This window comes from Nocardiopsis dassonvillei subsp. dassonvillei DSM 43111 (assembly GCF_000092985.1).
GTDB classification, from domain to species: Bacteria; Actinomycetota; Actinomycetes; order Streptosporangiales; family Streptosporangiaceae; genus Nocardiopsis; species Nocardiopsis dassonvillei.
In genome coordinates this window covers 107,803-127,380 of sequence record NC_014211.1, presented here as the reverse complement: position 1 = coordinate 127,380, position 19,578 = coordinate 107,803, and the positions used below count along the sequence as shown (strand labels likewise).

19 protein-coding genes and 2 pseudogenes are annotated in these 19,578 nt (G+C 72.7%); 3 read left to right on the top strand and 18 right to left on the bottom strand.

Features of this window, described 5'->3' with window-relative positions; all coding sequences use genetic code 11:
* The first annotated feature begins 83 nt into the window (after positions 1-83).
* The 3 genes from NDAS_RS24645 (at position 84) to vapC (ending at position 1,780) form a co-directional block, all read left to right on the top strand.
* Positions 84-1,040: a cation diffusion facilitator family transporter gene (locus NDAS_RS24645; RefSeq protein WP_013155975.1), complete on the top strand. Its 957-nt coding sequence runs from the start codon at positions 84-86 to the stop codon at positions 1,038-1,040.
* Positions 1,041-1,142: 102 nt separating this feature from the next.
* Positions 1,143-1,364 (top strand): type II toxin-antitoxin system VapB family antitoxin, encoded by a 222-nt coding sequence (locus NDAS_RS24640; RefSeq protein ID WP_013155974.1) that lies wholly within the window; start codon positions 1,143-1,145, stop codon positions 1,362-1,364.
* The gene (gene vapC / locus NDAS_RS24635; protein ID WP_013155973.1) at positions 1,361-1,780 is read left to right on the top strand and encodes a type II toxin-antitoxin system VapC family toxin; all 420 of its coding nucleotides are present in this window, start codon (positions 1,361-1,363) and stop codon (positions 1,778-1,780) included. Before NDAS_RS24640 ends, vapC begins: the two co-directional genes overlap by 4 nt.
* Positions 1,781-1,829: 49 nt before the next feature.
* Here vapC and NDAS_RS24630 read toward each other — a convergent pair whose 3' ends face one another.
* From NDAS_RS24630 to NDAS_RS24550, 18 genes and pseudogenes are all read right to left on the bottom strand, one after another.
* The gene (locus NDAS_RS24630) at positions 1,830-2,612 is read right to left on the bottom strand and encodes a type III pantothenate kinase (RefSeq protein ID WP_013155972.1); all 783 of its coding nucleotides are present in this window, start codon (positions 2,610-2,612) and stop codon (positions 1,830-1,832) included.
* A 64-nt stretch (positions 2,613-2,676) separates the two neighbouring features.
* Positions 2,677-5,295 carry an L-aspartate oxidase gene (locus NDAS_RS24625; protein WP_013155971.1) on the bottom strand — a complete coding sequence of 873 codons (2,619 nt, stop codon included), beginning with the start codon at positions 5,293-5,295 and terminating at the stop codon, positions 2,677-2,679.
* An 88-nt stretch (positions 5,296-5,383) separates the two neighbouring features.
* Positions 5,384-6,253 carry a pantoate--beta-alanine ligase gene (gene panC / locus NDAS_RS24620; RefSeq protein ID WP_013155970.1) on the bottom strand — a complete coding sequence of 290 codons (870 nt, stop codon included), beginning with the start codon at positions 6,251-6,253 and terminating at the stop codon, positions 5,384-5,386.
* 65 nt (positions 6,254-6,318) lie between these two features.
* A complete protein-coding gene (locus NDAS_RS24615) occupies positions 6,319-7,203 on the bottom strand; it encodes a Rossmann-like and DUF2520 domain-containing protein (protein ID WP_013155969.1) in 885 nt (294 codons plus the stop codon).
* 186 nt (positions 7,204-7,389) lie between these two features.
* The gene (locus NDAS_RS24610; RefSeq protein WP_013155968.1) at positions 7,390-7,632 is read right to left on the bottom strand and encodes a hypothetical protein; all 243 of its coding nucleotides are present in this window, start codon (positions 7,630-7,632) and stop codon (positions 7,390-7,392) included.
* A 434-nt stretch (positions 7,633-8,066) separates the two neighbouring features.
* Positions 8,067-8,290: pseudogene (locus NDAS_RS24605) on the bottom strand (DUF320 domain-containing protein).
* Positions 8,291-8,535: 245 nt separating this feature from the next.
* Entirely contained in the window at positions 8,536-10,155 is a 1,620-nt protein-coding gene (locus NDAS_RS24600; RefSeq protein ID WP_013155966.1) for a PH domain-containing protein, read from the bottom strand.
* A gap of 162 nt (positions 10,156-10,317) precedes the next feature.
* Complete coding sequence (locus tag NDAS_RS24595) at positions 10,318-10,764, bottom strand: PH domain-containing protein (RefSeq protein ID WP_013155965.1); 447 nt, start codon at positions 10,762-10,764, stop codon at positions 10,318-10,320.
* A gap of 171 nt (positions 10,765-10,935) precedes the next feature.
* Positions 10,936-11,418, bottom strand: coding sequence for a DUF3180 domain-containing protein (locus NDAS_RS24590; RefSeq protein ID WP_013155964.1), 483 nt, complete (start codon positions 11,416-11,418; stop codon positions 10,936-10,938).
* On the bottom strand, positions 11,418-11,909 hold the full coding sequence (gene folK / locus NDAS_RS29400; protein WP_269473045.1) for a 2-amino-4-hydroxy-6-hydroxymethyldihydropteridine diphosphokinase: 492 nt from the start codon (positions 11,907-11,909) through the stop codon (positions 11,418-11,420). The genes NDAS_RS24590 and folK overlap by 1 nt, the downstream gene beginning before the upstream one ends.
* 84 nt (positions 11,910-11,993) lie before the next feature.
* A pseudogene (folB, locus tag NDAS_RS29395) lies at positions 11,994-12,350 on the bottom strand (dihydroneopterin aldolase); the annotation flags it as partial.
* On the bottom strand, positions 12,350-12,799 hold the full coding sequence (locus NDAS_RS24580; RefSeq protein WP_013155962.1) for a nuclear transport factor 2 family protein: 450 nt from the start codon (positions 12,797-12,799) through the stop codon (positions 12,350-12,352). The gene NDAS_RS24580 and the pseudogene folB, both read right to left, overlap by 1 nt.
* Positions 12,796-13,698 (bottom strand): dihydropteroate synthase, encoded by a 903-nt coding sequence (gene folP / locus NDAS_RS24575; RefSeq protein WP_013155961.1) that lies wholly within the window; start codon positions 13,696-13,698, stop codon positions 12,796-12,798. Before folP ends, NDAS_RS24580 begins: the two co-directional genes overlap by 4 nt.
* Positions 13,699-13,825: 127 nt before the next feature.
* Positions 13,826-14,425 carry a GTP cyclohydrolase I FolE gene (gene folE, locus NDAS_RS24570; protein ID WP_013155960.1) on the bottom strand — a complete coding sequence of 200 codons (600 nt, stop codon included), beginning with the start codon at positions 14,423-14,425 and terminating at the stop codon, positions 13,826-13,828.
* Entirely contained in the window at positions 14,422-16,479 is a 2,058-nt protein-coding gene (gene ftsH, locus NDAS_RS24565) for an ATP-dependent zinc metalloprotease FtsH (protein ID WP_013155959.1), read from the bottom strand. The genes folE and ftsH overlap by 4 nt, the downstream gene beginning before the upstream one ends.
* A 298-nt stretch (positions 16,480-16,777) precedes the next feature.
* Positions 16,778-17,332, bottom strand: coding sequence for a hypoxanthine phosphoribosyltransferase (gene hpt, locus NDAS_RS24560; RefSeq protein WP_197724863.1), 555 nt, complete (start codon positions 17,330-17,332; stop codon positions 16,778-16,780).
* A gap of 137 nt (positions 17,333-17,469) precedes the next feature.
* Positions 17,470-18,474 (bottom strand): tRNA lysidine(34) synthetase TilS, encoded by a 1,005-nt coding sequence (tilS, locus tag NDAS_RS24555; protein WP_013155957.1) that lies wholly within the window; start codon positions 18,472-18,474, stop codon positions 17,470-17,472.
* Positions 18,471-19,553: a zinc-dependent metalloprotease gene (locus NDAS_RS24550; RefSeq protein ID WP_019610467.1), complete on the bottom strand. Its 1,083-nt coding sequence runs from the start codon at positions 19,551-19,553 to the stop codon at positions 18,471-18,473. The genes tilS and NDAS_RS24550 overlap by 4 nt, the downstream gene beginning before the upstream one ends.
* Positions 19,554-19,578: the final 25 nt, after the last annotated feature.

Below are 19,578 nucleotides of genomic sequence, written 5' to 3'. Positions count from 1 at the left end.
TGACGCGGATCACTAGTATTGCGCTGCCCTGCCCCGCGCCTTCACATCCGAGAGCAGTACCTACCGAGAGACGGACCCCACTGGTGAGTGTCGAGGGAAGCACGAGAGCCGTCGTCACGGCGCTGTGCGCGAACCTGGGAATCGCCGCGACGAAGTTCGTGGCCTACCTCCTGACCGGATCGTCGTCGATGATGGCCGAGTCCATCCACTCGGTCGCCGACTCCAGCAACCAGGCGCTGCTGCTGATCGGCGGCAAGCGGGCGCGCCGGGGCGCCACGGAGGAGCACCCCTTCGGCTACGGCCGCGAGCGCTACGTGTACGCGTTCATGGTGGCGATCGTGCTGTTCAGCCTGGGCGGCCTGTTCGCGCTCTACGAGGCCTGGCACAAGATCTCCCACCCCGAGCCGATCACGTCCTGGCAGTGGGTCCCCGTGGCCGTGCTGCTGGTGGCGATCGTGCTGGAGTCGTTCGCCATGCGCACGGCGGTCAAGGAGTCCAACGCGGTCCGGGGCAAGGCGGGCTGGGTGCAGTTCGTCCGCCGCTCCAAGTCCCCCGAGCTGCCGGTGATCCTGCTGGAGGACGCCGGCGCCCTGCTGGGCCTGGTGTTCGCCCTGGCCGGTGTCAGTCTGACCCTGTTCACGGGCGACGGCCTGTGGGACGGCCTGGGCACCGCCGCCATCGGCGTCCTGCTGGTGGTCATCGCGGTCGTGCTGGCCGTCGAGGTCAAGAGCCTGCTCATCGGCGAGTCCGCCACGAGCGAGAACGTGCGGGCCATCCGCCGGGCCATCGAGTCGGTCGAGGACATCGACCGCCTGATCCACATGCGCACCCAGCACGTGGGCCCCGAGGAGCTGCTGGTGGCCGCGAAGGTGGCCGTGGACGCGCACGACGACGCGGGCCGGATCACGCGGGCGATCAACGAGGCCGAGGAGCGCATCCGGACGGCGGTGCCCATCGCCACGCTGGTCTACATCGAGCCGGACCTGTTCCGCGGCGGGGCCTCGCCGGAGGCTTCCCCCGGCACCGTCTCCTCGGGCTGAACCGGGGGTGGCGCGGCGGCCGGGGCCGGTCGCCGCACCACCGCGGCCACGAACTCCCGGAAACCGTTTCTTTACACACGGTAACAGGTGTAATATGGGTGCATGAGTCGCACAAACATTGACATCGACGACGAACTGGTCACTACCGCCATGGAACGCTTCCAGGTGAGCACCAAGCGCGAAGCCGTGGACATCGCCCTTCGCCGGGCCGTGGGCACACCTCTCACCAAGGAGTTCCTCCTCAGCCTGGAGGGCATCGGCTGGGAGGGCGACCTGGAAGAGATGCGCCGCTCCGGCTTCGAGGGCGGGGCGCCCGCCTCGTGAACACCGTCTATCTGGTGGACAGCTCCGCCTGGGTGGAGTACCTGCGCAAGACCGGTTCCGAGACCCACGTCTTCGTCAGGGAACTCATCGAGCGCGGCGTCCACCTGGCCACGACCGAACCCGTCGCCGCCGAGATCCTGAGCGGGGCGAAGAGCTCCACCGAGCTCCAGCAGCTGGAACGCCTCACCGACGGCCTGATCCAGCTGTCTCTGGACAACAGGCTCGACTTCCACCATTCGGCGGGCATCTACCGTGAGGCCCGCTCCAGGGGTAAGACGATCCGCAAGCTCTACGACTGCCTCATCGCGGCCGTCGCCCTGCGCACCGACGCGGTCCTCGTGCACTGCGACCGCGACTTCGACCACCTCGCCGAGGTGTTCCCCCGGCTGCGCGTGCAGCGGCACGACCAGGACTGAACCCGCCGGGGCGGAAGGCCTCCTCCCTCTCCCCCGCCCCGGACCCGGATCAGCCGACGTTGCGCTCGTAGACCAGACGCAGGCCGATGAGGGTCAGCCACGGCTCGTGCAGGTCGACCGTCTCGCACTCGGCCACCACGATGGAGGCGAGCCCCCCGGTGGCCACCACGGTCACGTCGTCGGGCGCGTCGGTGAGCTCGGCGACCATGCGGTCCACGATCCCGTCCACCTGGCCCGCGAACCCGAACACGATCCCCGAGCGCAGCGCCTCGGTGGTGTTCTTGGCGATGGCCGCGCGCGGCTTGACGATCTCCACCATGTGCAGCTGGGCGCCTCGCCGTGAGAGGGCGTCCACGGAGATGTCGATGCCCGGGGCGATGGCCCCGCCCACGTACTCTCCGCGCGCGCTGACCGCGTCGAAGGTGGTCGCGGTCCCGAAGTCCACCACCACCGCGGGGCCGCCGTAGAGGTGGTTGGCGGCCAGCGCGTTGATGATCCGGTCGCTGCCCACCTCCTTGGGGTTGTCCATCCGGATCGGCACCCCGGTCTTGACGCCGGGTTCGACGATCACGGCCGGGACGTCCCCGAAGTGGCGGCGGAACATGTCCCGCATCTCGTGTTGGACCGACGGGACCGAGCAGCACAGGGCGATGCCGTCGATGTCCTCGGGGCGGCCCAGGCTGCTGCCGTCGACGAGCCCGCGCAGGACCACGGCCCACTCGTCGGCCGTGCGCCTGGTGTCGGTTCCCACCCTCCAGTGTTCGAGAAGGTCGTCGGATGCGAAGAGACCGAAGACCGTCTCGGAGTTGCCGACGTCGATCGCGAGCAGCATGCTGGGGGCCTCATCCGTGGTCGAAGTGGTGTGTTCTCAAGGAATCTTCCACCAACCGGGCCGCTCACAACAGGTCAAGCGCGATATCCAGCGCCGGGCTGGAGTGGGTGAGCGCCCCGACCGCCAGGTAGTCCACCCCGGTGCGGGCCACGTCACCCGCCACGTCCAGGGTCAGGCCGCCGGAGGACTCCAGCCGCGCACGGCCCGCGACCAGCGCGACCGCCTCGCGGAGCCGCTCGACGGTGAAGTTGTCGAGCAGGATCTCCTCGGCGCCCGCGGCGATGGCGTCCTCGATCTGGTCGGTCCGGTCCACCTCCACCTCCAGGGGGAGGTCGGGGAAGCGCGCGCGGATGGCGCGGACCGCCTCGCCGACGCCGCCCGCGGCGACGACGTGGTTGTCCTTGACCAGTCCGGCGTCGCTGAGGCCGTAGCGGTGGTTGACCCCGCCGCCGCAGCGCACGGCGTACTTCTCCAGCGCGCGCAGCCCCGGCCGGGTCTTGCGGCTGTCCCGGATCCGGGCGCCGGTCCCGGCCACGGCGTCCACCCAGGCGCGGGTGGCGGTGGCGATTCCGGACATGTGGGTGAGGAAGTTGAGCGCGGTCCGCTCCGCGGTGAGCAGGTCGCGGGTGCGCGCGGTGACCGTCATCAGGACGTCGCCGCGCTTGACCGCGTCGCCGTCGGCCACGGTCCGGTGCGCCTCCAGGGCCCCGTCGGCGACCAGCCAGAAGACGAGTTCGGCGAGCGGGAGGCCGCTGACGGTGCCGTCGGCGCGGGCCACCACGTGCGCGGTGCGCACCTGGTCGCCGGGGATGGTCGCGACGGTGGTGACGTCGATGCCCGGCCCCGCGGTGAGGTCCTCGGACAGGGCGCGGCGGACCAGGTCCACGTGGGACTGCGAGGGGGCGGTGTACGGGAGGGAGAACTCGGCGCGCGCGTCCGGGTGGGCGTCCGACGCCTCCAGAACCCCGCCGGCGCCCGGACCGGCGAGGGGGAGGCCGATGGAGTCCAGTTCCGCGGTGAGCGCGGGCGGCAGGGAGGGCGTCCAGTCCTCATCCGTGGTCACGATGGTGTTCCCTTCCAGTCGGACGACGACAGGGCGGATCCGGAGCCCGGGCACGGGCTCGGGGTGGTCGGCGCGCTGGTGCGCGCCCCTGCTCTCGGTCCTGTGCAGCGCGGCGGCGGCCACGAGCCGAGCCGCGGTGAGCAGGTTGGCGGTCTCCCAGGCGGCCACGTCGGGGGTGGCCGGGGAACCGGGACGGGCGAGGCCGTCGAGTTCGGCGGTCAGCTCGGCGAGCCCCTCACCGGTGCGCAGCACCCCGGCGTGGCGCGACATGAGGGTGCGCACGCGGGCCGCGGCGGCGGGGTCGGGAAGCGGGGTGACGGTGCCGACGGCCTCGGCCCGCGCGGACCGGGGGGCGGGGTCGACCGCCAGGCGGGCGGCGATCCGGTCGGCGTAGACCAGGCCCTCCAGCAGGGAGTTGGAGGCGAGCCGGTTGGCGCCGTGCACCCCCGTGCGGGCGACCTCGCCCACGGCCCACAGGCCGGGGACCGAGGTGCGGCCGTCGATGTCGACCTCGGCGCCGCCGGAGGCGTAGTGGGCGGCGGGGGCGACGGGGACCGGCTGGGCGAGCGGGTCGATGCCGTGCTCGCGGCAGGAGGCGAGGATGGTCGGGAAGCGCCGCTCCCAGGTGGCCCGGCCGAAGTGGCGGGTCTCCAGGTAGACGTGGTCCACGCCCTGCTCGGCCATCGTGCGGGCGATGGTGCGCGCCACCACGTCGCGGGGGGCGAGGTCGGCCAGCTCGTGGACGCCCTCCATGATGCGCCTGCCTTCGGCGTCCACCAGATAGGCGCCCTCGCCGCGCAGGGCCTCGGAGACCAGGGGCTGGCGCCCGCGCGCCTCGGGGCCGAGCCAGAGCACCGTGGGGTGGAACTGGATGAACTCCAGGTCGCGCAGGCGCGCCCCGGCGCGGGCGGCCAGGGCGAGGCCGTCGCCGGTGGACACGGGCGGGTTGGTGGTGGCGGCGAAGACCTGCCCCATGCCGCCGGTGGCCAGCACCACGGCGGGGGCCAGGACAGCGCCGACGCCGTCGCGGGCGCCCTCGCCCATGACGTGCAGGGTGGCGCCGCACACCGCTCCCGTGTCGGGGTCGCGCAGGGCGTCCAGGGCCACGGCGTGCTCGACGGCCTCGATGCGCTCCTCGGCCAGGACGGCGGCCACCAGGGCGCGCTGGATCTCGGCGCCGGTGGCGTCGCCGCCCGCGTGCGCGACGCGGTCGGCGCGGTGGCCGCCCTCGCGGGTGAGGGCCAGGGCGCCGTCCTCGGCGAGGTCGAACTCGGCGCCCAGCCCGATGAGCCAGCGCAGGGCGTCGGGGCCCTCGGCGGCCAGGACGTTGACGGCGTGGGGGTCGGACAGGCCCGCCCCCGCCAGGTGGGTGTCGACCATGTGGGCGACGGGCCCGTCCTCGGGCGCCATGGCGGCGGCGATCCCGCCCTGGGCGTAGGCGGTGGAGCCGGTGGACAGGCGGTCCTTGGTGACGAGCACGACCCGGCCGCGTTCGGTGCGCTGGACGTAGCGCAGCGCGGTGCTCAGACCGGCGATGCCCGAGCCGACGACCGCCACGTCGGCCTCGATCGTCCACCCCGGCTCGGGGGCGTCGAGCCGCGTCTGGAGGGATGTGCTCATCCGTGTTCTCTCTTCCGGGGTGCCGCCGGTACGCGGCGCTGGTGTGCGGGGGATCCGGCCCACCCCTGGGACGCGGGGCGGGGTCGGCCTAGAGGGTCAGGGACACGTTGTCGATGAGCCGGGTCGCGCCCACGCGGGCGGCGACGGCCAGGACGGCCTCGCCCGTGTGGTCGGCGGGGACGTCGGCGAAGGTGGCGGGGTCCACCAACGCGAGGTAGTCGAGTTCGACGGGGGGTTCGGCCCCGGCCGCGTCGTCCAGGACGGCCCGGGCCGCGGCGCGGACGGCGTCGGGGCCCCCCGGGACGGCGGCGCGGCCCGCCTCCAGGGCGCGGGACAGGGACAGGGCACTGGTGCGCTCGGCCCCGGAGAGGTAGACGTTGCGGCTGGAGGTGGCCAGGCCGTCGGGGTCGCGCAGGGTGGGCGCGCCGACGATCTCCACGGGCATGTTGAGGTCGGCGGCCATGCGGCGGACCACGGCGAGCTGCTGGGCGTCCTTGCTGCCGAAGACCGCGAGGTCCGGGCCGACCAGGTGCAGGAGCTTGCTGACCACGGTGAGCACGCCGGTGAAGAACCCGGGGCGGGAGGCGCCCTCCAGCCGGTCGCCCATCGCGCCCGCGTGGACGGTGACCGTCTGCTCGGCGGGGTACATGGTGTCGACTCCGGGGGCGAAGACCACGTCGACGCCCTCCTCCGCGCACACGGCGGTGTCGGTGTCCAGGGTGCGCGGGTAGCGGTCGAAGTCCTCGTTGGGCCCGAACTGGAGCGGGTTGACGAAGACGCTGACGACCACGGTGTCGGCGCGCTCGCGGGCCAGGCGCATGAGGCTGCGGTGGCCCTCGTGCAGGGCGCCCATGGTGGGGACGAGGGCGACGCGCCCGGCGCCCGTGAGGGCGCGGCGCAGCTCGTCGGGCGTGTGCGCGACGAGGGGGGCGGGGGCGGCGGGGTGCGGTGCGGTCATCGGTGGTTTCCCGTGGTGGTGTTCTGCGTCGCGGCGGCCGTGCGCGCGCCGGACCCGGCGGCGTCTCAGCGGCGGAGGACGTCGAGCAGGCGCGCGGCGTCCTCGGGCTTGAGCATTCCGGCGTTGATGGCGCGGTCGGCGGTGAGCCGGGCGAGTTCGACGTAGCTGGCCACGCTCTCGGGGGCGTTCTCCCGCAGCTGCTCGATGTGCCCGGCGACGGTTCCGGCGTCGCCGCGCAGGACGGGGCCGCTGAGCCCGTGGATGCCCAGCCGCAGGGCGTTGTCCAGGGCCGCGCTGAGCATGGGCGCGAGCATGCGGCCGGGTTCGGGGACCCCGGCGGAGGCGAGCAGGGCGGCGCTGTCGGAGACCAGGGTGACCAGGTGGTTGGCGCCCCCGGCGAGGGCCGCGTGGTAGAGGGTGCGCTTGTCCTCGGTGATCCACACGGGTTCGGCTCCCATCTCGACGACGAGGGCCTCGGCGATGGGGCGCAGCTGCTCGGGCGCGGTGACGCCGAACGCGCAGTTGGCGAGGCGGTCGACGTCCTCGTCGCGCCCGGTGAAGGTCATGGCGGGGTGGAGCGCGAGGGGCAGCGCGCCGACGAGGGTGGCGGGGGCCAGGACACCGTAGCCGTGGGCGCCGCTGGCGTGGACGAGGATCTTGCCGCGCAGGTCGGTGCCGGTGGAGGCGAGCCCCTCGACGAGTTCGGGAAGGGCGTCGTCGGGGACGGTGAGCAGGACGAGGTCGCTGGCCTCGGCGACCTGAGCCGGTTCGAGCACGCGCGCGGTGGGCAGGCGGTCGGCGACGCGGGCACGGGAGGCGTCGGAGACCGCGGAGGCGGCGACGACCTTGTGCCCGGCCCGGCCGAGGGCCTGTCCGAGGACGGAGCCGACCCGGCCGGATCCGATGACGCCGATCCGCAGGCGGGCGGGGCGTCCCTGCGTCGTCTCCATGTGTGCCCCCTCGTGGTCCGAACGCGTGGGGCGCGTCCGGTTCCTGTCGTACCGGGGCGCCTGAGCACACGATAGTCCTCCCCGGCCGGTGACCTGCCGACCCGCCCCCGCGCACGCGTGTGGGGGCGGACACCGCGTCCGCCCCCACCACCCGGCACGCCGACCCCCTCCGCGGGGCCGACAGGATCAGTCCTGGATGATCACCCCGGTGTTGAAGCACGAGCCCAGGGACTGGCCGAAGGCGGCGTTGGAGTTGCCGCAACCCACGTTCCCGTTCGTCAGGCCGTTGATGTAGGAGAGGTTGCCGCTGAATTCGGAATCGTGGTTGGAGGTCCAGGTGCCGACGTTCGCGGCCGCCGGTGCCGCGGTGAGGAGGACCCCGGCCGAGGCGAGGATCACGGCGCTGGTGGCGAGCGTCTTCTTGAGCACTGCGCGTCTCCTTCTGTGTCCGGTCGGGGGGACCGCCGGACGGCTGGTTGTGTGGCGGCCCCCTGGGGAGCCGCTCAAGAAATTACCCCCGGGAAGACCTTGTTTCCCCGCTTTGAACTGGCCTTATAACGAGAAGCATCCTTATGTTCACACTGCGTGCGCGCGCCTCTCGGGTGTGTTCGGGACAAAGACCCAGACATCGACGGGAGGCGTGTGCGCGCAGCGTCACCGGCCGGACGGTTTCCAGTCGGACGACAATTGCGATTGCGGTCGAGCGGAAGGGGCGGGTCGCGGACGGGGTTCGCGGGTCGGATCCGGGAGGATCGGGTGCGGGACCCGGACACGACGAAGGCGCCACCCCGTCGTCACGGGATGGCGCCTCGGCCGGGAGCCCGCCGCCCGGCGGAGCCGGGTCGGGCCGCCCTGAGCCGCTACTAGTTCTTCACGACGGCGCCGGAGTCGACGCAGTTGGCGCCGGCCACACCGAGGACCGCGATGGCGTTGCCGCAGACGTTGACCACGACCTGGTTGCCCCCCAGGACGCTGCCGTTGCCGGAGGTCGAGACGTTGCCGGAGGTCGAGACGTTGCTGTTGGCCATGGCAGGACGCCCGCGGCGGCGGCGACGATGGCACTGGCGGCGAAAGCCTTCTTCAGCATGTGGTTTCTCCCGTCGGACCGGTTGGCGGGGGGCGCCAACCGGTCGATACCATTGACTATGCGTATGACAATGAACACTCCTCGTGTTCGGTCACCATTTAGCCATACTCCCTCGCTCCGCGTGGCCATAACGCGAAAGCATTTCGCGACCGCGAGCTGGAATTATCACCTTCCGTGCGCATCCATGTCCGACATGTGAGTCACAAAAGGGAGCCCGAGAACCCCTTAATGTGACGCACACCACATCAGCGTTCGGGGGTGTCCCGGGTCCCCTCCGTACCGTCCTCGGCGGAGGTGTCGGCGGTGCCGTCTTTCCCGGCTTCCGCGACCCCTGGTCCCCAATCCTCGGATTCGGGACCTTCGGCCCCCGGCGCCAGGAAACGCGGACGGCCGCCCGGCGGCGGCGCGTCCGCAGCCGGGGCCTCGACGCGCGTCGGGTCCTGCGCGTCCTCGATGTGCGCCGACGCCGCCCCGGCGGACGCGGGTTCTCCGGGCCCGGCCTCCTCGAAGGGGGGCCGCCCCGCGGCCCCGGTCCGGCGGGTGAGGGTGGCTCGGGTCGCCCAGCGCTCCGTGCCCGCCGCGGGCACCCGGGCCCGGCGCCCGTACTCGGTCAGCGCGTCCAGGAAGCGGCGCGCCTCCCGGGCCCGGCGCCCGTGGGCCCTGGCGCGGACCGGCCCCGGGGGCGTGTCCACGTCCACCGCGACACGTCCCGTCAGGCGGGCCAGCGGCCCGGCCACCAGGCGCGCCGTCTGGACGCGTTCCACCGGGACGATCTCGGTCACCAGGCAGAACAGGCCGCGCGTGCTGACGAAGAGGTGCTCGTCCACGCCCATCAGGTTCGGCACCGGCCTGTCGTTGGGCACGAGCGGCACATGGGCCGCCTCGCTCTCCGGGAACAGCTCGTTGACCAGGGCGAAGGCCGTGCGGCGCGGCGCCACGGGCAGCAGGGTGGACGAGTCGGCCTGGCGCGCGCCCGCGTAACCGGCCACGTTGGCCTCGACCCGGGCCACGCCCAGGGCCCGCCAGAGCAGGGGCTCGACCACGCGCACGGCCTGCACGCGCCCCGGCGGGACCGTCTGCATGCGCCGCTGGAACATGCCGTAGCGCAGGCGCAGACCGTCGGAGGAGAGGGAGGCGTAGTAGTCGGTGTAGCGGGCCAGGGGCCCCCAGAAGTAGCGCAGCAGCCCCAGGGTGAGCGGGAGGAGCGCGCCCACCACGCCCGCTTCCGCGAAGACCGCGCCCGCGGTGGCGAGCATGAGCAGCGCGATGAAGGACAGCAGGACCGGCACGCGGAAGGTCAGCGCGCCGAGCAGCAGCAGGAAGGGCAGCCGGTAGAACGGCCACTCCGGCGCCTCGGGCGAGCGCCCGGGGAGTCCGGCGGCGTGTGCGAGGACCGCCACGCGCAGGCGCTCGGCCAGGACGCGGGGCAGGCAGCGCAGCCGGATGTCGCTCCCGTCGCCTCCCGCCAGCTCGATGCGCAGCTCGGCCATGCCGAACACCTGGAGGAACAGGGGCCGGACCACGTCCACCGCCTGGAGGCGGCTGAGCGGCACCTCGCGCGAGCTGCGCCTGACCAGGCCGCTGTGGACGACCAGGTGGTCCTCGCGCAGCCCGAAGGTGGCGTACCACCACGCGGGCAGAGCGTAGGCGAGCGTGCCGAAGACGACGGCCACGGCCATCATCACGACCCAGGCGAAGCCGAAGGTGTTGAGGATGGGGCCGACCAGCGCCACGAACACCAGGGTCACCGCGACGACCTGGAGCGGGACGCTCATCCAGTGCGCACGGAACACGCCCGTGGTGACGTCGTCCTCCGGCCGCGGGGGCCGGGACGGCTGGGGCCGCCACCCGAACGGGGGCAGCATGGCGGGCGGCTGCGGCGGACCGAACGGCGGACCGGGCGGCTGCGACGGCCCGGGCGGCCCGAAGGGCGGTCCCGGAGGACCCTGGTACCACTGAGGCCCGGCGGTCCCCGGTCGGACGTGCGGGCCCGGGGGACCCTGCGGCGGCTGAGCTGGTCCGTGCACTTACAACCCCGTCGAGAAGCTCTCACTGCGCGCCGCGAGCCGGTCGCGCATCCGGACGGCCTCGGCCAGCGGCAGCCCGACCACCCGGGTGTCCGCGGTGCTGGCGGCGGTGCGCACCTGCACGGTGGCGATGCCCAGGGCCTGTTCGAGGAGGTCGGCGGTGACGTCCACGACCTGCATCCGGCCGTAGGGGATGACCACCAACTGCCTCACGAACACCCCGTAGGTGAGGTAGAGCTCCTCATCGGCCTCCGCGTAGCCCCACGACCGGCGGAAGAGCCCGGCCAGGACCCAGCCCGCGGCCAGGACCGCCGCGGCCAGAACCGCCCAGGCGGCGGCCCAGGGCCAGGAGGCCCGCACGAGCAGCAGCACGGCGCCCCCGCCCCCGGCGAGCAGGCACAGCGTGCCCACCACGATCCGGCGGTACCAGGCCAGGGCGGGCGACACACGGCTCCAGGAGGCTTCCCCGGGCGGTGCGAACGCCGCGTCGAGTGGCCTGGAGGGCCCGGGCGGCGGTGTCGTGTCACTGGTCTCCACGGAGCCAGTCAACCATCCGGGGGCAAGCACCGGCAGACCGACGCGGCGCGCAGGCGAATCCGGGCGAAAGACCCCGGGGCGTCAGAACCGGGCGCCGTCCTGCGGATCGTCGTCCTCGGGGACCCTGCAGGCGTGCTCCAGGTACAGGGCGGCGGCCAGCAGCAACCCCGACGACAGGGCCGTGCCCAGCGCGGTGAGGAACACCTCCCGGTGCACGGGCAGCACCAGCGTGTCCGACACCGACAGCGCCATCCCCGCGAAGAAGCCCAGCGCCAGGGACGCGAACAGCGCGCTGGCCTTGGCCAGGGCGACCAGGCGGGCCGCGCTGAGCGGCTGCATCGGCTCGGTCCCCGGCTCCCGGAGGATGCGCCTGCGGGTCCGCCCCGCCGTGTAGCCCTCGGCGACCGCGAGCAGCAGCAGGGTCGGGATCGCCGACCACGGCAGCAGCGGCAGCCCCGGCAGGGAGTTGGTGACCAGCACCCCGGTGAGGGCGCCGACGACCGCCAGCAGGGACGGGACCCGCCATCCGGTGGGGCGCATCCGCCCCTCCTCGTCCCGGGGCATCAGTCCCGCCCCGGCAGACGCAGCCGCAGGTCGTCGCGCCGGCGCAGTCCCTGCTCACCGCAGGCCTCCAGCAGGTCGGCGACCGGACCCCTCCCGGGCAGGCGCGCCCCGGGGTCGGCGTCCAGCCAGGGACGGAGCACGAACCCCCGTTCGTGGGCGCGCGGGTGCGGCAGGGTCAGCTCCGGGTCGTCGTCGCGCACGTCCCCGAACGCGATGACGTCCACGTCCAGCGTGCGCGGCCCCCACCGGACCCCGCGGACGCGGTCGAAGGCCCGCTCGGCCGCTCGGGCGCGCTCCAGCAGGGCGCGGGGCGGACCGTCGGTGTCCACGACCAGGACCGCGTTGAGGAAGGCGCCCTGTTCGGGGCCCCCCACCGGCGCGGTCTCGTAGACGGGGGACACCGCCACCGGGACCGGCGCGTCCGCGCCGTCCAGCAGCGTGTCCACGGCCCCCTGGAGGGCGGCCATCCGGTCCCCGAGGTTGGAGCCCAGGGAGAGTACGGCGCGCCGCCTGGCGGGGTCCTGCGCGCCCGCCGGGTCCCGGGCGTCCCCGAGGTCGCCGGGTTCGCGCCGTGTCCGCTCCCGGACCACGGTGACGGCCACGTCGGCGAACTCGTGCTCGATGGGCGCCGACGGCTTGTGCACCGTCACCTCCGCCCGCTCGACCAGCGGTTCGGCCAGGCACTCCCGGGCCAGCCGCTCGGCGAGGGTCTCGATCAGGTTGACCGGCTCCCCGGTCACGATCGCGACCAGGCGGTCGGCGAGCAGGCCGTAGTGGACGGTGTCGCCCACGTCGTCGGAGGCCGCCGCCGGGGCGGTGTCCAGGTACAGCACCGCGTCGACCACGAAGTCCTGGCCCTCCCGACGCTCGAACTCGAACACGCCGTGGTGGCCGCGGGCCCGCAGTCCGCGGAGCGCGACGCGATCGGGCATCAGGCCTCGACCTCTCCCTCGTCCTCGTCGTCCTCCATGAGCACGGGCGAGGCGTGGTGCGACCACAGCCGCCACCCCTGGTCGGTGTCCACGAACAGGTTGGTGGTCACCACCTGGCCGCCCGCGACGAAGCCGGGACTGTCCTCCTCGGCGGTCAGCACGTTCTCCTCGCACGTGACCATGGCGATGTCGCCGCCGACCCCGATGTGGGTCTCGGTGAGCACGTACTGGATGTAGGTGACGTTGGCCATGATCAGCGACCAGGCGCGCATGATCTCGGTGCGCCCGCGCAGCAGCGGCCAGCCGGGGTTGACGCACACCAGGTCGGGCGCCTCGTGCTCCTCCGCCCAGACGCTGCGCATCAGGTCGATGTCGCCGTTCTCGATGGCGCTGTAGAACTGCGCGTTGGCCTCGGCCACGCTCTCCATGACCTCCTGCCGCGACTTCACAGGCGGCCCTCCACCGGCTCGGCGCGTCCCTCGTCCAGACGGGCGCCGCCGTCGGACCAGGCCGCCGCCACGCGGACGGCGTCGGCGCTGGGACGGACGTCGTGCACCCGCACGGCCCACGCCCCCCGGTCCGCGGACAGGGTGGTGACGGCCGCGGTGGCGGCGTCGCACTCGGTGAAGGGGCGGTCCTCGCCCTTGGCGTCGCCGAGCAGGCGGCTCAGGAAGCGCTTGCGCGATCCGGCCACCAGCACGGGGCGCCCCAGCTCGTGGAAGCGCTCCAGCTCGTGCAGCAGCGCCCAGTTGTGCGCCTGCTCGGGGCGCTTGGAGAATCCCAACCCGGGGTCCAGAACGATCTGTCCGGGGTCGACACCTGCACTGATCATGGCCTCCATACGGTCGCGGAGCTCATCGAGGACCTCCTGGACGACATCCGTGTACACGGCACGGCTCTGCATGTCATGACTATGCCCACGCCAGTGCATCAACACGTAGGCAACGCCGGAAGAAGCCACGAGTCGGGCCATGGCCGGGTCTGCGAGCCCGCCGCTGACGTCGTTGACCAGCACGGCCCCGGCCTCCACGGCCTTCTCGGCGATCTCGGCGCGCATGGTGTCGACGCTGACGGCGACGCCCCGCGCGGAGAGCTCCCGCACGACCGGTTCGACCCTGCGCAGCTCCTCGGCGGCGGAGACGCGCTGCGCGCCGGGACGGGTGGACTCACCGCCTACGTCGACCAGGTCCGCGCCCTCCTCGGCCAGGCGCATCCCGTGTTCGATCGCCCTGTCGGGATCGAACCACGCGCCGCCGTCGGAGAAGGAGTCGGGGGTGACGTTCACGACCCCCATGACCAGGCACCGCCCGCGGTCGGGCAGGCCCGGAAGTGTGTGTTTCGGCCCCATAAGGATCACCCTACGCGTACGCCGGAAAACCGGAGGCGCGCGCCCGGGGCTTGTGCCCGTCCGCGGAGGCGCGAAACCCTCCCCCGCGACCGAGTCGCGGGGGAGGGTTCACGGGAAGGGCCCCTGGCTAGCGCTGGCTCAGGATCAGGCTCATCGCCTCGGAGCGGGTCCGGTCGCTGCTGCGGAAGATCCCCCGCACGGCCGAGGTGACGGTCTTGGCCCCGGGCTTGCGCACCCCGCGCATGGTCATGCACAGGTGCTCGGCCTCGACCACGACGATCACGCCGCGGGGCTGGAGGAACTCCATGATCGCGTCCGACACCTGGCCGGTGAGCCGCTCCTGCACCTGCGGCCGGCGCGCGTACACGTCCACCAGGCGGGCGAGCTTGCTCAGACCGGTGATGCGGCCGTCCGCGCCGGGGATGTAGCCCACGTGCGCCACCCCGTAGAACGGCACCAGGTGGTGCTCGCAGGTGGAGTAGAGCTCGATGTCCTTGACTAGGACCATCTCCTCGTGGTCGGCCTCGAACACGGTGGTGAGCACGTCCCCGGGCTTTTGCCCCAGCCCCGCGAACTGCTCCTCGTAGGCCCTGGCCACCCGTTCGGGCGTCTTGACCAGGCCGTCGCGGTCCGGGTCCTCGCCGATGGCGAGCAGGATCTCGCGGACGGCGCGCTCGATGCGCGGACGGTCCACGGACCTGGGCGGCAGGTCCTCGGTCGGGCTCACGAGCTCTCCTCCTCGCCTCTGTCGGACGGCCCCGGGAGCTGTCCGTTGGTCGAGGAGCCCCGGACCGCCTGGGGGTCCTGGACGTCAGTGGAGCCCTGCACCGCGTCGGCGCCCGGGACCTCGGCGCCGTTGAGCACGGCCAGCTCCTTCTTGGAGCGCACCGGGGGCCGCTCCGAGGGCTGGCGCTTGCCGTACCCCGTGTAGGAGCCGCGGGAGGGTCGCTTGACCACCGGCGCGAAGATCTCCAGCACCTGGGCCTTGGACAGGGTCTCCTTCTCCAGCAGCGCCACGACCAGGTCGTCCAGGACGTCCCGGTACTCGACGAGGACCTCGTAGGCCTCGTCGTGCGCGGACTCGATGAGGCGGCGCACCTCCTCGTCGATGATGGAGGCGATCTCCTCGGAGTACTCGCGGGCGTGCGACATCTCCCGGCCCAGGAAGGGTTCGGTGTTGCCGGAGCCGAACTTGCGGGCGCCCAGGCGCTCGCTCATGCCGTACTCGGTCACCATGTTGCGGGCCAGGCTGGTGGCCTTGTCGATGTCGTTGCCCGCGCCGGTGGTGGGCTCGTGGAAGACGAGCTCCTCCGCGGCGCGACCTCCGAGCATCATCGCGAGCTGGTCCATCATCTGCGAACGCGACGTGAGGAACTTGTCCTCCGTCGGCACCGACATCGTGTAGCCCAGGGCCCGGCCGCGCGGCAGGATGGTGATCTTGTGCACCGGGTCGGAGTTGGGCAGCGCGTGGCCCACCAGGGCGTGGCCGCCCTCGTGGTAGGCGATGACCTTCTTCTCCCGGTCGGACATCACCCGGGTCTTGCGCTCGGGACCGGCCATGACCCGTTCGATCGCCTCCTCCAGGACGGCGTGGGTGATGACGTTCCGGTCGGCGCGCGCGGACAGGAGGGCGCCCTCGTTGATGACGTTGGCCAGGTCGGCGCCGGTCATCCCGGCGGTCTGGCGGGCGATGACGTTGAAGTCGACGTCGTCCGCCATGGGCTTGCCCTTGGCGTGGACCTTGAGGATGTCGCGGCGGCCGTCCATGTCCGGGCGGTCCACGACGACCTGCCGGTCGAAGCGGCCGGGGCGCAGCAGCGCCGGGTCGAGGATGTCGGGCCGGTTGGTGGCGGCGATGAGGATGACGCCGCCCTTGACGTCGAAGCCGTCCATCTCGACCAGCATCTGGTTGAGGGTCTGCTCGCGCTCGTCGTGCCCGCCGCCCATGCCGGCGCCGCGGTGGCGGCCGACGGCGTCGATCTCGTCGATGAAGATGATCGCGGGGGCGTTGGCCTTGGCCTGCTCGAACAGGTCGCGCACGCGGGAGGCACCCACACCGACGAACATCTCGACGAAGTCCGAGCCGGAGATGGAGTAGAACGGGACCCCGGCCTCGCCGGCGACGGCGCGGGCCAGGAGGGTCTTACCGGTTCCGGGCGGGCCCATCAGGAGCACGCCCTTGGGGATCTTGGCGCCCATCGCCTGGAACTTGGCCGGGTTCTGGAGGAACTCCTTGATCTCGTGGAGCTCCTCGATGGCCTCGTCGGCCCCGGCGACGTCGGCGAAGGTGTTCTTGGGCGTGTCCTTGGTGATGAGCTTGGCCTTGGACTTGCCGAAGTTCATCACGCGCGAGCCGCCGCCCTGCATCTGGCTGAAGATGAACCAGAAGATGACGATGATGATGACCAGCGGCAGCAGGCTGAACAGCGCGGTGGTCCACACCGGTGTGGTGGCGACCGACACCTCGTAGGACTCCAGGTTGGAGCCCTCGCTGTCCAGGGAGGTCTGGAGCATCTCCGCGAGCTGGAGGCCCTGCCCCTCGACCCAGTACGCCTCGTAGATCTCGTCGTCCACGGTGGTCAGCACGATGCGCTGGTCGCGGTCGACGATCTCGGCGTTGTCCACCTCGTCCCGCTCGATGAGCTGGTGGACGGTCGAGATGTCGGTCTCCGTGGGTTGGGGACCGCCACCGACGTCGAACACGCGGAAGCCGATGATGAGCATGAGGCCGACGGCCAGGATCCAGATCCACGGACCGCGGAAAAAACGCTTCAGATTCATGTGAGCGGAACCCTGTCGGGTCCGTCCCTCCTGACCAGGCCGCCCCGCCCCAGAGGAGTTTCCGAAGCAGGACCTATCGGACACGTGGTTCCCCGGAACGTCGCCGGGATATTCGACGGTACACCTCGCCCCCGAGGGCGGGCACGCCCGCACGGACGACCGGACGGGAACCGTCATGAAAGCAACGACGACACCCCACCGCGTTGTTCCCGTGGCGCTCCCCACAGCCTCCGTACGGGTCGGTGCGAGCCCGTACGGAGTCCGGACGGCGCCTCCGCGGCGGGTCGGGCCCGCCCTCCTAGCTCTCGTAGACGTGCGGGGCGAGGGTGCCGATGAAGGGCAGGTTGCGGTACTTCTCGGCGTAGTCGAGGCCGTAGCCGACGATGAACTCGTTGGGCAGGTCGAAGCCGACGTACTCCACGTGCAGGTCCACGTCGAAGGCCAGCGGCTTGCGGATCATCGTGCAGACCTCCACCGAGCGGGGCCCGCGCGACTTCAGGTTGCCGATCAGCCACGACAGGGTCAGACCGGAGTCGATGACGTCCTCGACGATGAGGACGTCGCGGTCCTTGATGTCGGTCTCCAGGTCCTTGAGGATGCGGACCACCCCGGAGGAGGTGGTCCCGGCCCCGTAGGAGGAGACCGCCATCCAGTCCATGGAGACCGGGGTGTGCAGTACCCGGGCGAGGTCGGCCATCACCATCACCGCGCCCTTGAGCACACCGACGATGAGCAGGTCCTTGCCCGCGTAGTCGGCGTCGATGCGCGCGCCGACCTCCTCCAGGCGGGCCTTGATCTCTTCCTCGGTGACCAGGACCTTCTCCAGGTCCCGACCCATGTCTTTGGCGTCCACGCTGATGTCCTCGCTGCTGGGTTCCCCGTTTGCGGCAACCAGGATAAACGTGCCGAACGCGGCGGCGGAGCCGGACCGGCCCGCCCTCCCCCGCGGCGGCGCGTCCCGGGGGCGGACACGCCGGGCGCGGCCGGGCCTCAGCGCTCGAAACGGACACGGCCCGCGACACGGCGGCCCCGGACGCCCCCGGGCAGGTCGATGTGGGCCTGACCACGCCACTCGGTGACCAGCCGGTCCAGTTCGCGCACGTGCCGGGCGGTCAGCGCGCTGGCCGGACAGCCCGCGGCGAGCGCGGCGCGGCGCAGCACCCGGGTGCGCAGGGACTCGGGGGCCCGCTCCAGCGGTGCCACCGCCAGCACGGGCCCGACCGGGCGCGCGTCCCGCCCGTCCCCCTCGCCCGGGCCGGACGCCTCCTCGAACAGTCCGTCGGAGAGCAGGTCCAGGGTGTCGGCGTCCGCGCGCAGCATGCCCGCGGTGCGGGCGAGCGCGGCGGCGATCCCCGGGCCCAGCGCGCGCTCCAGGGCGGGCAGCGCCTCGTGGCGCACCCGCGACCGGGCGAAGCGGGGGTCGAGGTTGTGCGGGTCCTCCCACGCGTCCAGACCCATCCGGGCGCATGCCTCGCGCACGGTGGCCCGGTCCAGGTCCAGCAGGGGGCGCAGGCGGTGGCCGACGCGCGGCGCCATGCCCGCCAGCGAACGGGCCCCGGAGCCGCGGGCCAGGCCGAGCAGGACCGTCTCGGCCTGGTCGTCGAGCGTGTGGCCGAGCAGCACCACGGCGGGGGCGCGCTCGGCGACCGCGCCGTCCAGTGCCTCGTAGCGGGCGCGCCGGGCCGACGCCTCGGGCCCGCCCGGTCCGGTCACCCGCACGGTCCGGACCAGGACGGGGTCGAGCCCGAGCCCGGCCAGGACCTTGGCCACGTCCTCGGCGCGCCGGTCCGAGCCCTCCTGGAGCCCGTGGTCGACGGTGACCGCCCCCGCGGTCCGGCCGACGCGGGGGGCCTCGAAGGCCACCGCGCCCGCCAGCGCCAGGGAGTCGGCGCCGCCGCTGCACGCCACGAGAGCCGTGGTGTCGTCGGGCAGGTCGCGCAGCACCCGCCGGACCGCCGAGCGCACGGCGGCGACGGCGGGGTGCGGACCGCTCACTCGTTGACGGCGGCCGGGCGCACGACCCGGTCGACCCAGGCGGTGGGGTTGCGGATCTCCGCCAGGGTGGGCAGGGTCTCGGGCGAGGTCCACACCCGGTTGAACTCGGTCATGCCGACCTCGGCCACCACGGCGCGGACGAAGGCGGCGCCCTCCTCGTACTGGCGCATCTTCATGTCCATGCCCAGCAGCTGGCGCATGATCCGGTCGATCGGGTTGGCGGACTCGCGGCGCTTCTGGAAGCGGGCGCGGATGGTGGCGACGCTGGGCACCACCTCGGGGCCGACGGCGTCCATGACGAAGTCGCCGTGGCCCTCGGCGAGGCTCATGACCGCGGTGACCCGGTCCATGATCTCGCTCTGCTCGGGGCTCTGGATGGCGGTGATGAGGTTGCTCTCGCCCCCGCCCCGGACGGCGTCGGCGACGGCCTCGCCCGCGGCGCGCAGCCTGCCGATGAGGTCGCCCGCGTCCATCTCCGACGACAGGAGCAGCTCCTGCATGAGCCCCTGGACGTGGCCGCGCAGCCACGGCGTGGCCGTGAACTGCATGCGGTGGGTCTCCTCGTGCAGGCACACCCACAGGCGGAAGTCCCGGGGGTCGACGTCCATCTCGCGTTCGGCGTTGACGATGTTGGGCGCCACCAGCGTCAGACGGCCGGTCGGCAGGGTGCCGTCGGGGTCCGGCGGCAGGAAGAGTTCGTACTGGCCGAGGACCTTCCCCGCCAGGTAGGAGAGCACCGCTCCGAGCTGCACCCCGGTGATCCGGGAGCCGACCGCGCTGGTCAGGCTCCCGGCCGGGCTGTTGTTGAGCCGGTCGGCGCCCATCTGTTCGAGTACGGGTTCGATGACCACTCGGAACCCGTCGACGTTGGCTCGGATCCAGCCGGGGCGGTCCACGATGACCGCGGGGCCCGCTGGTTCGAGGGGGTTCATTCCGGTGAATTCGCGCACGTGCCCGGCCGCCACGGTGGAGAGTTCCCGCAACTGCGCGACGGCCTGCCGCGCGTCGGACAGGTCCACCTGCGGGCCCGGGCGCACGAGGCGGACACCGGTGTTCACGGCTACGTCCCAGTCGATCACAGTCACACCGCCAGCCTACCCACGA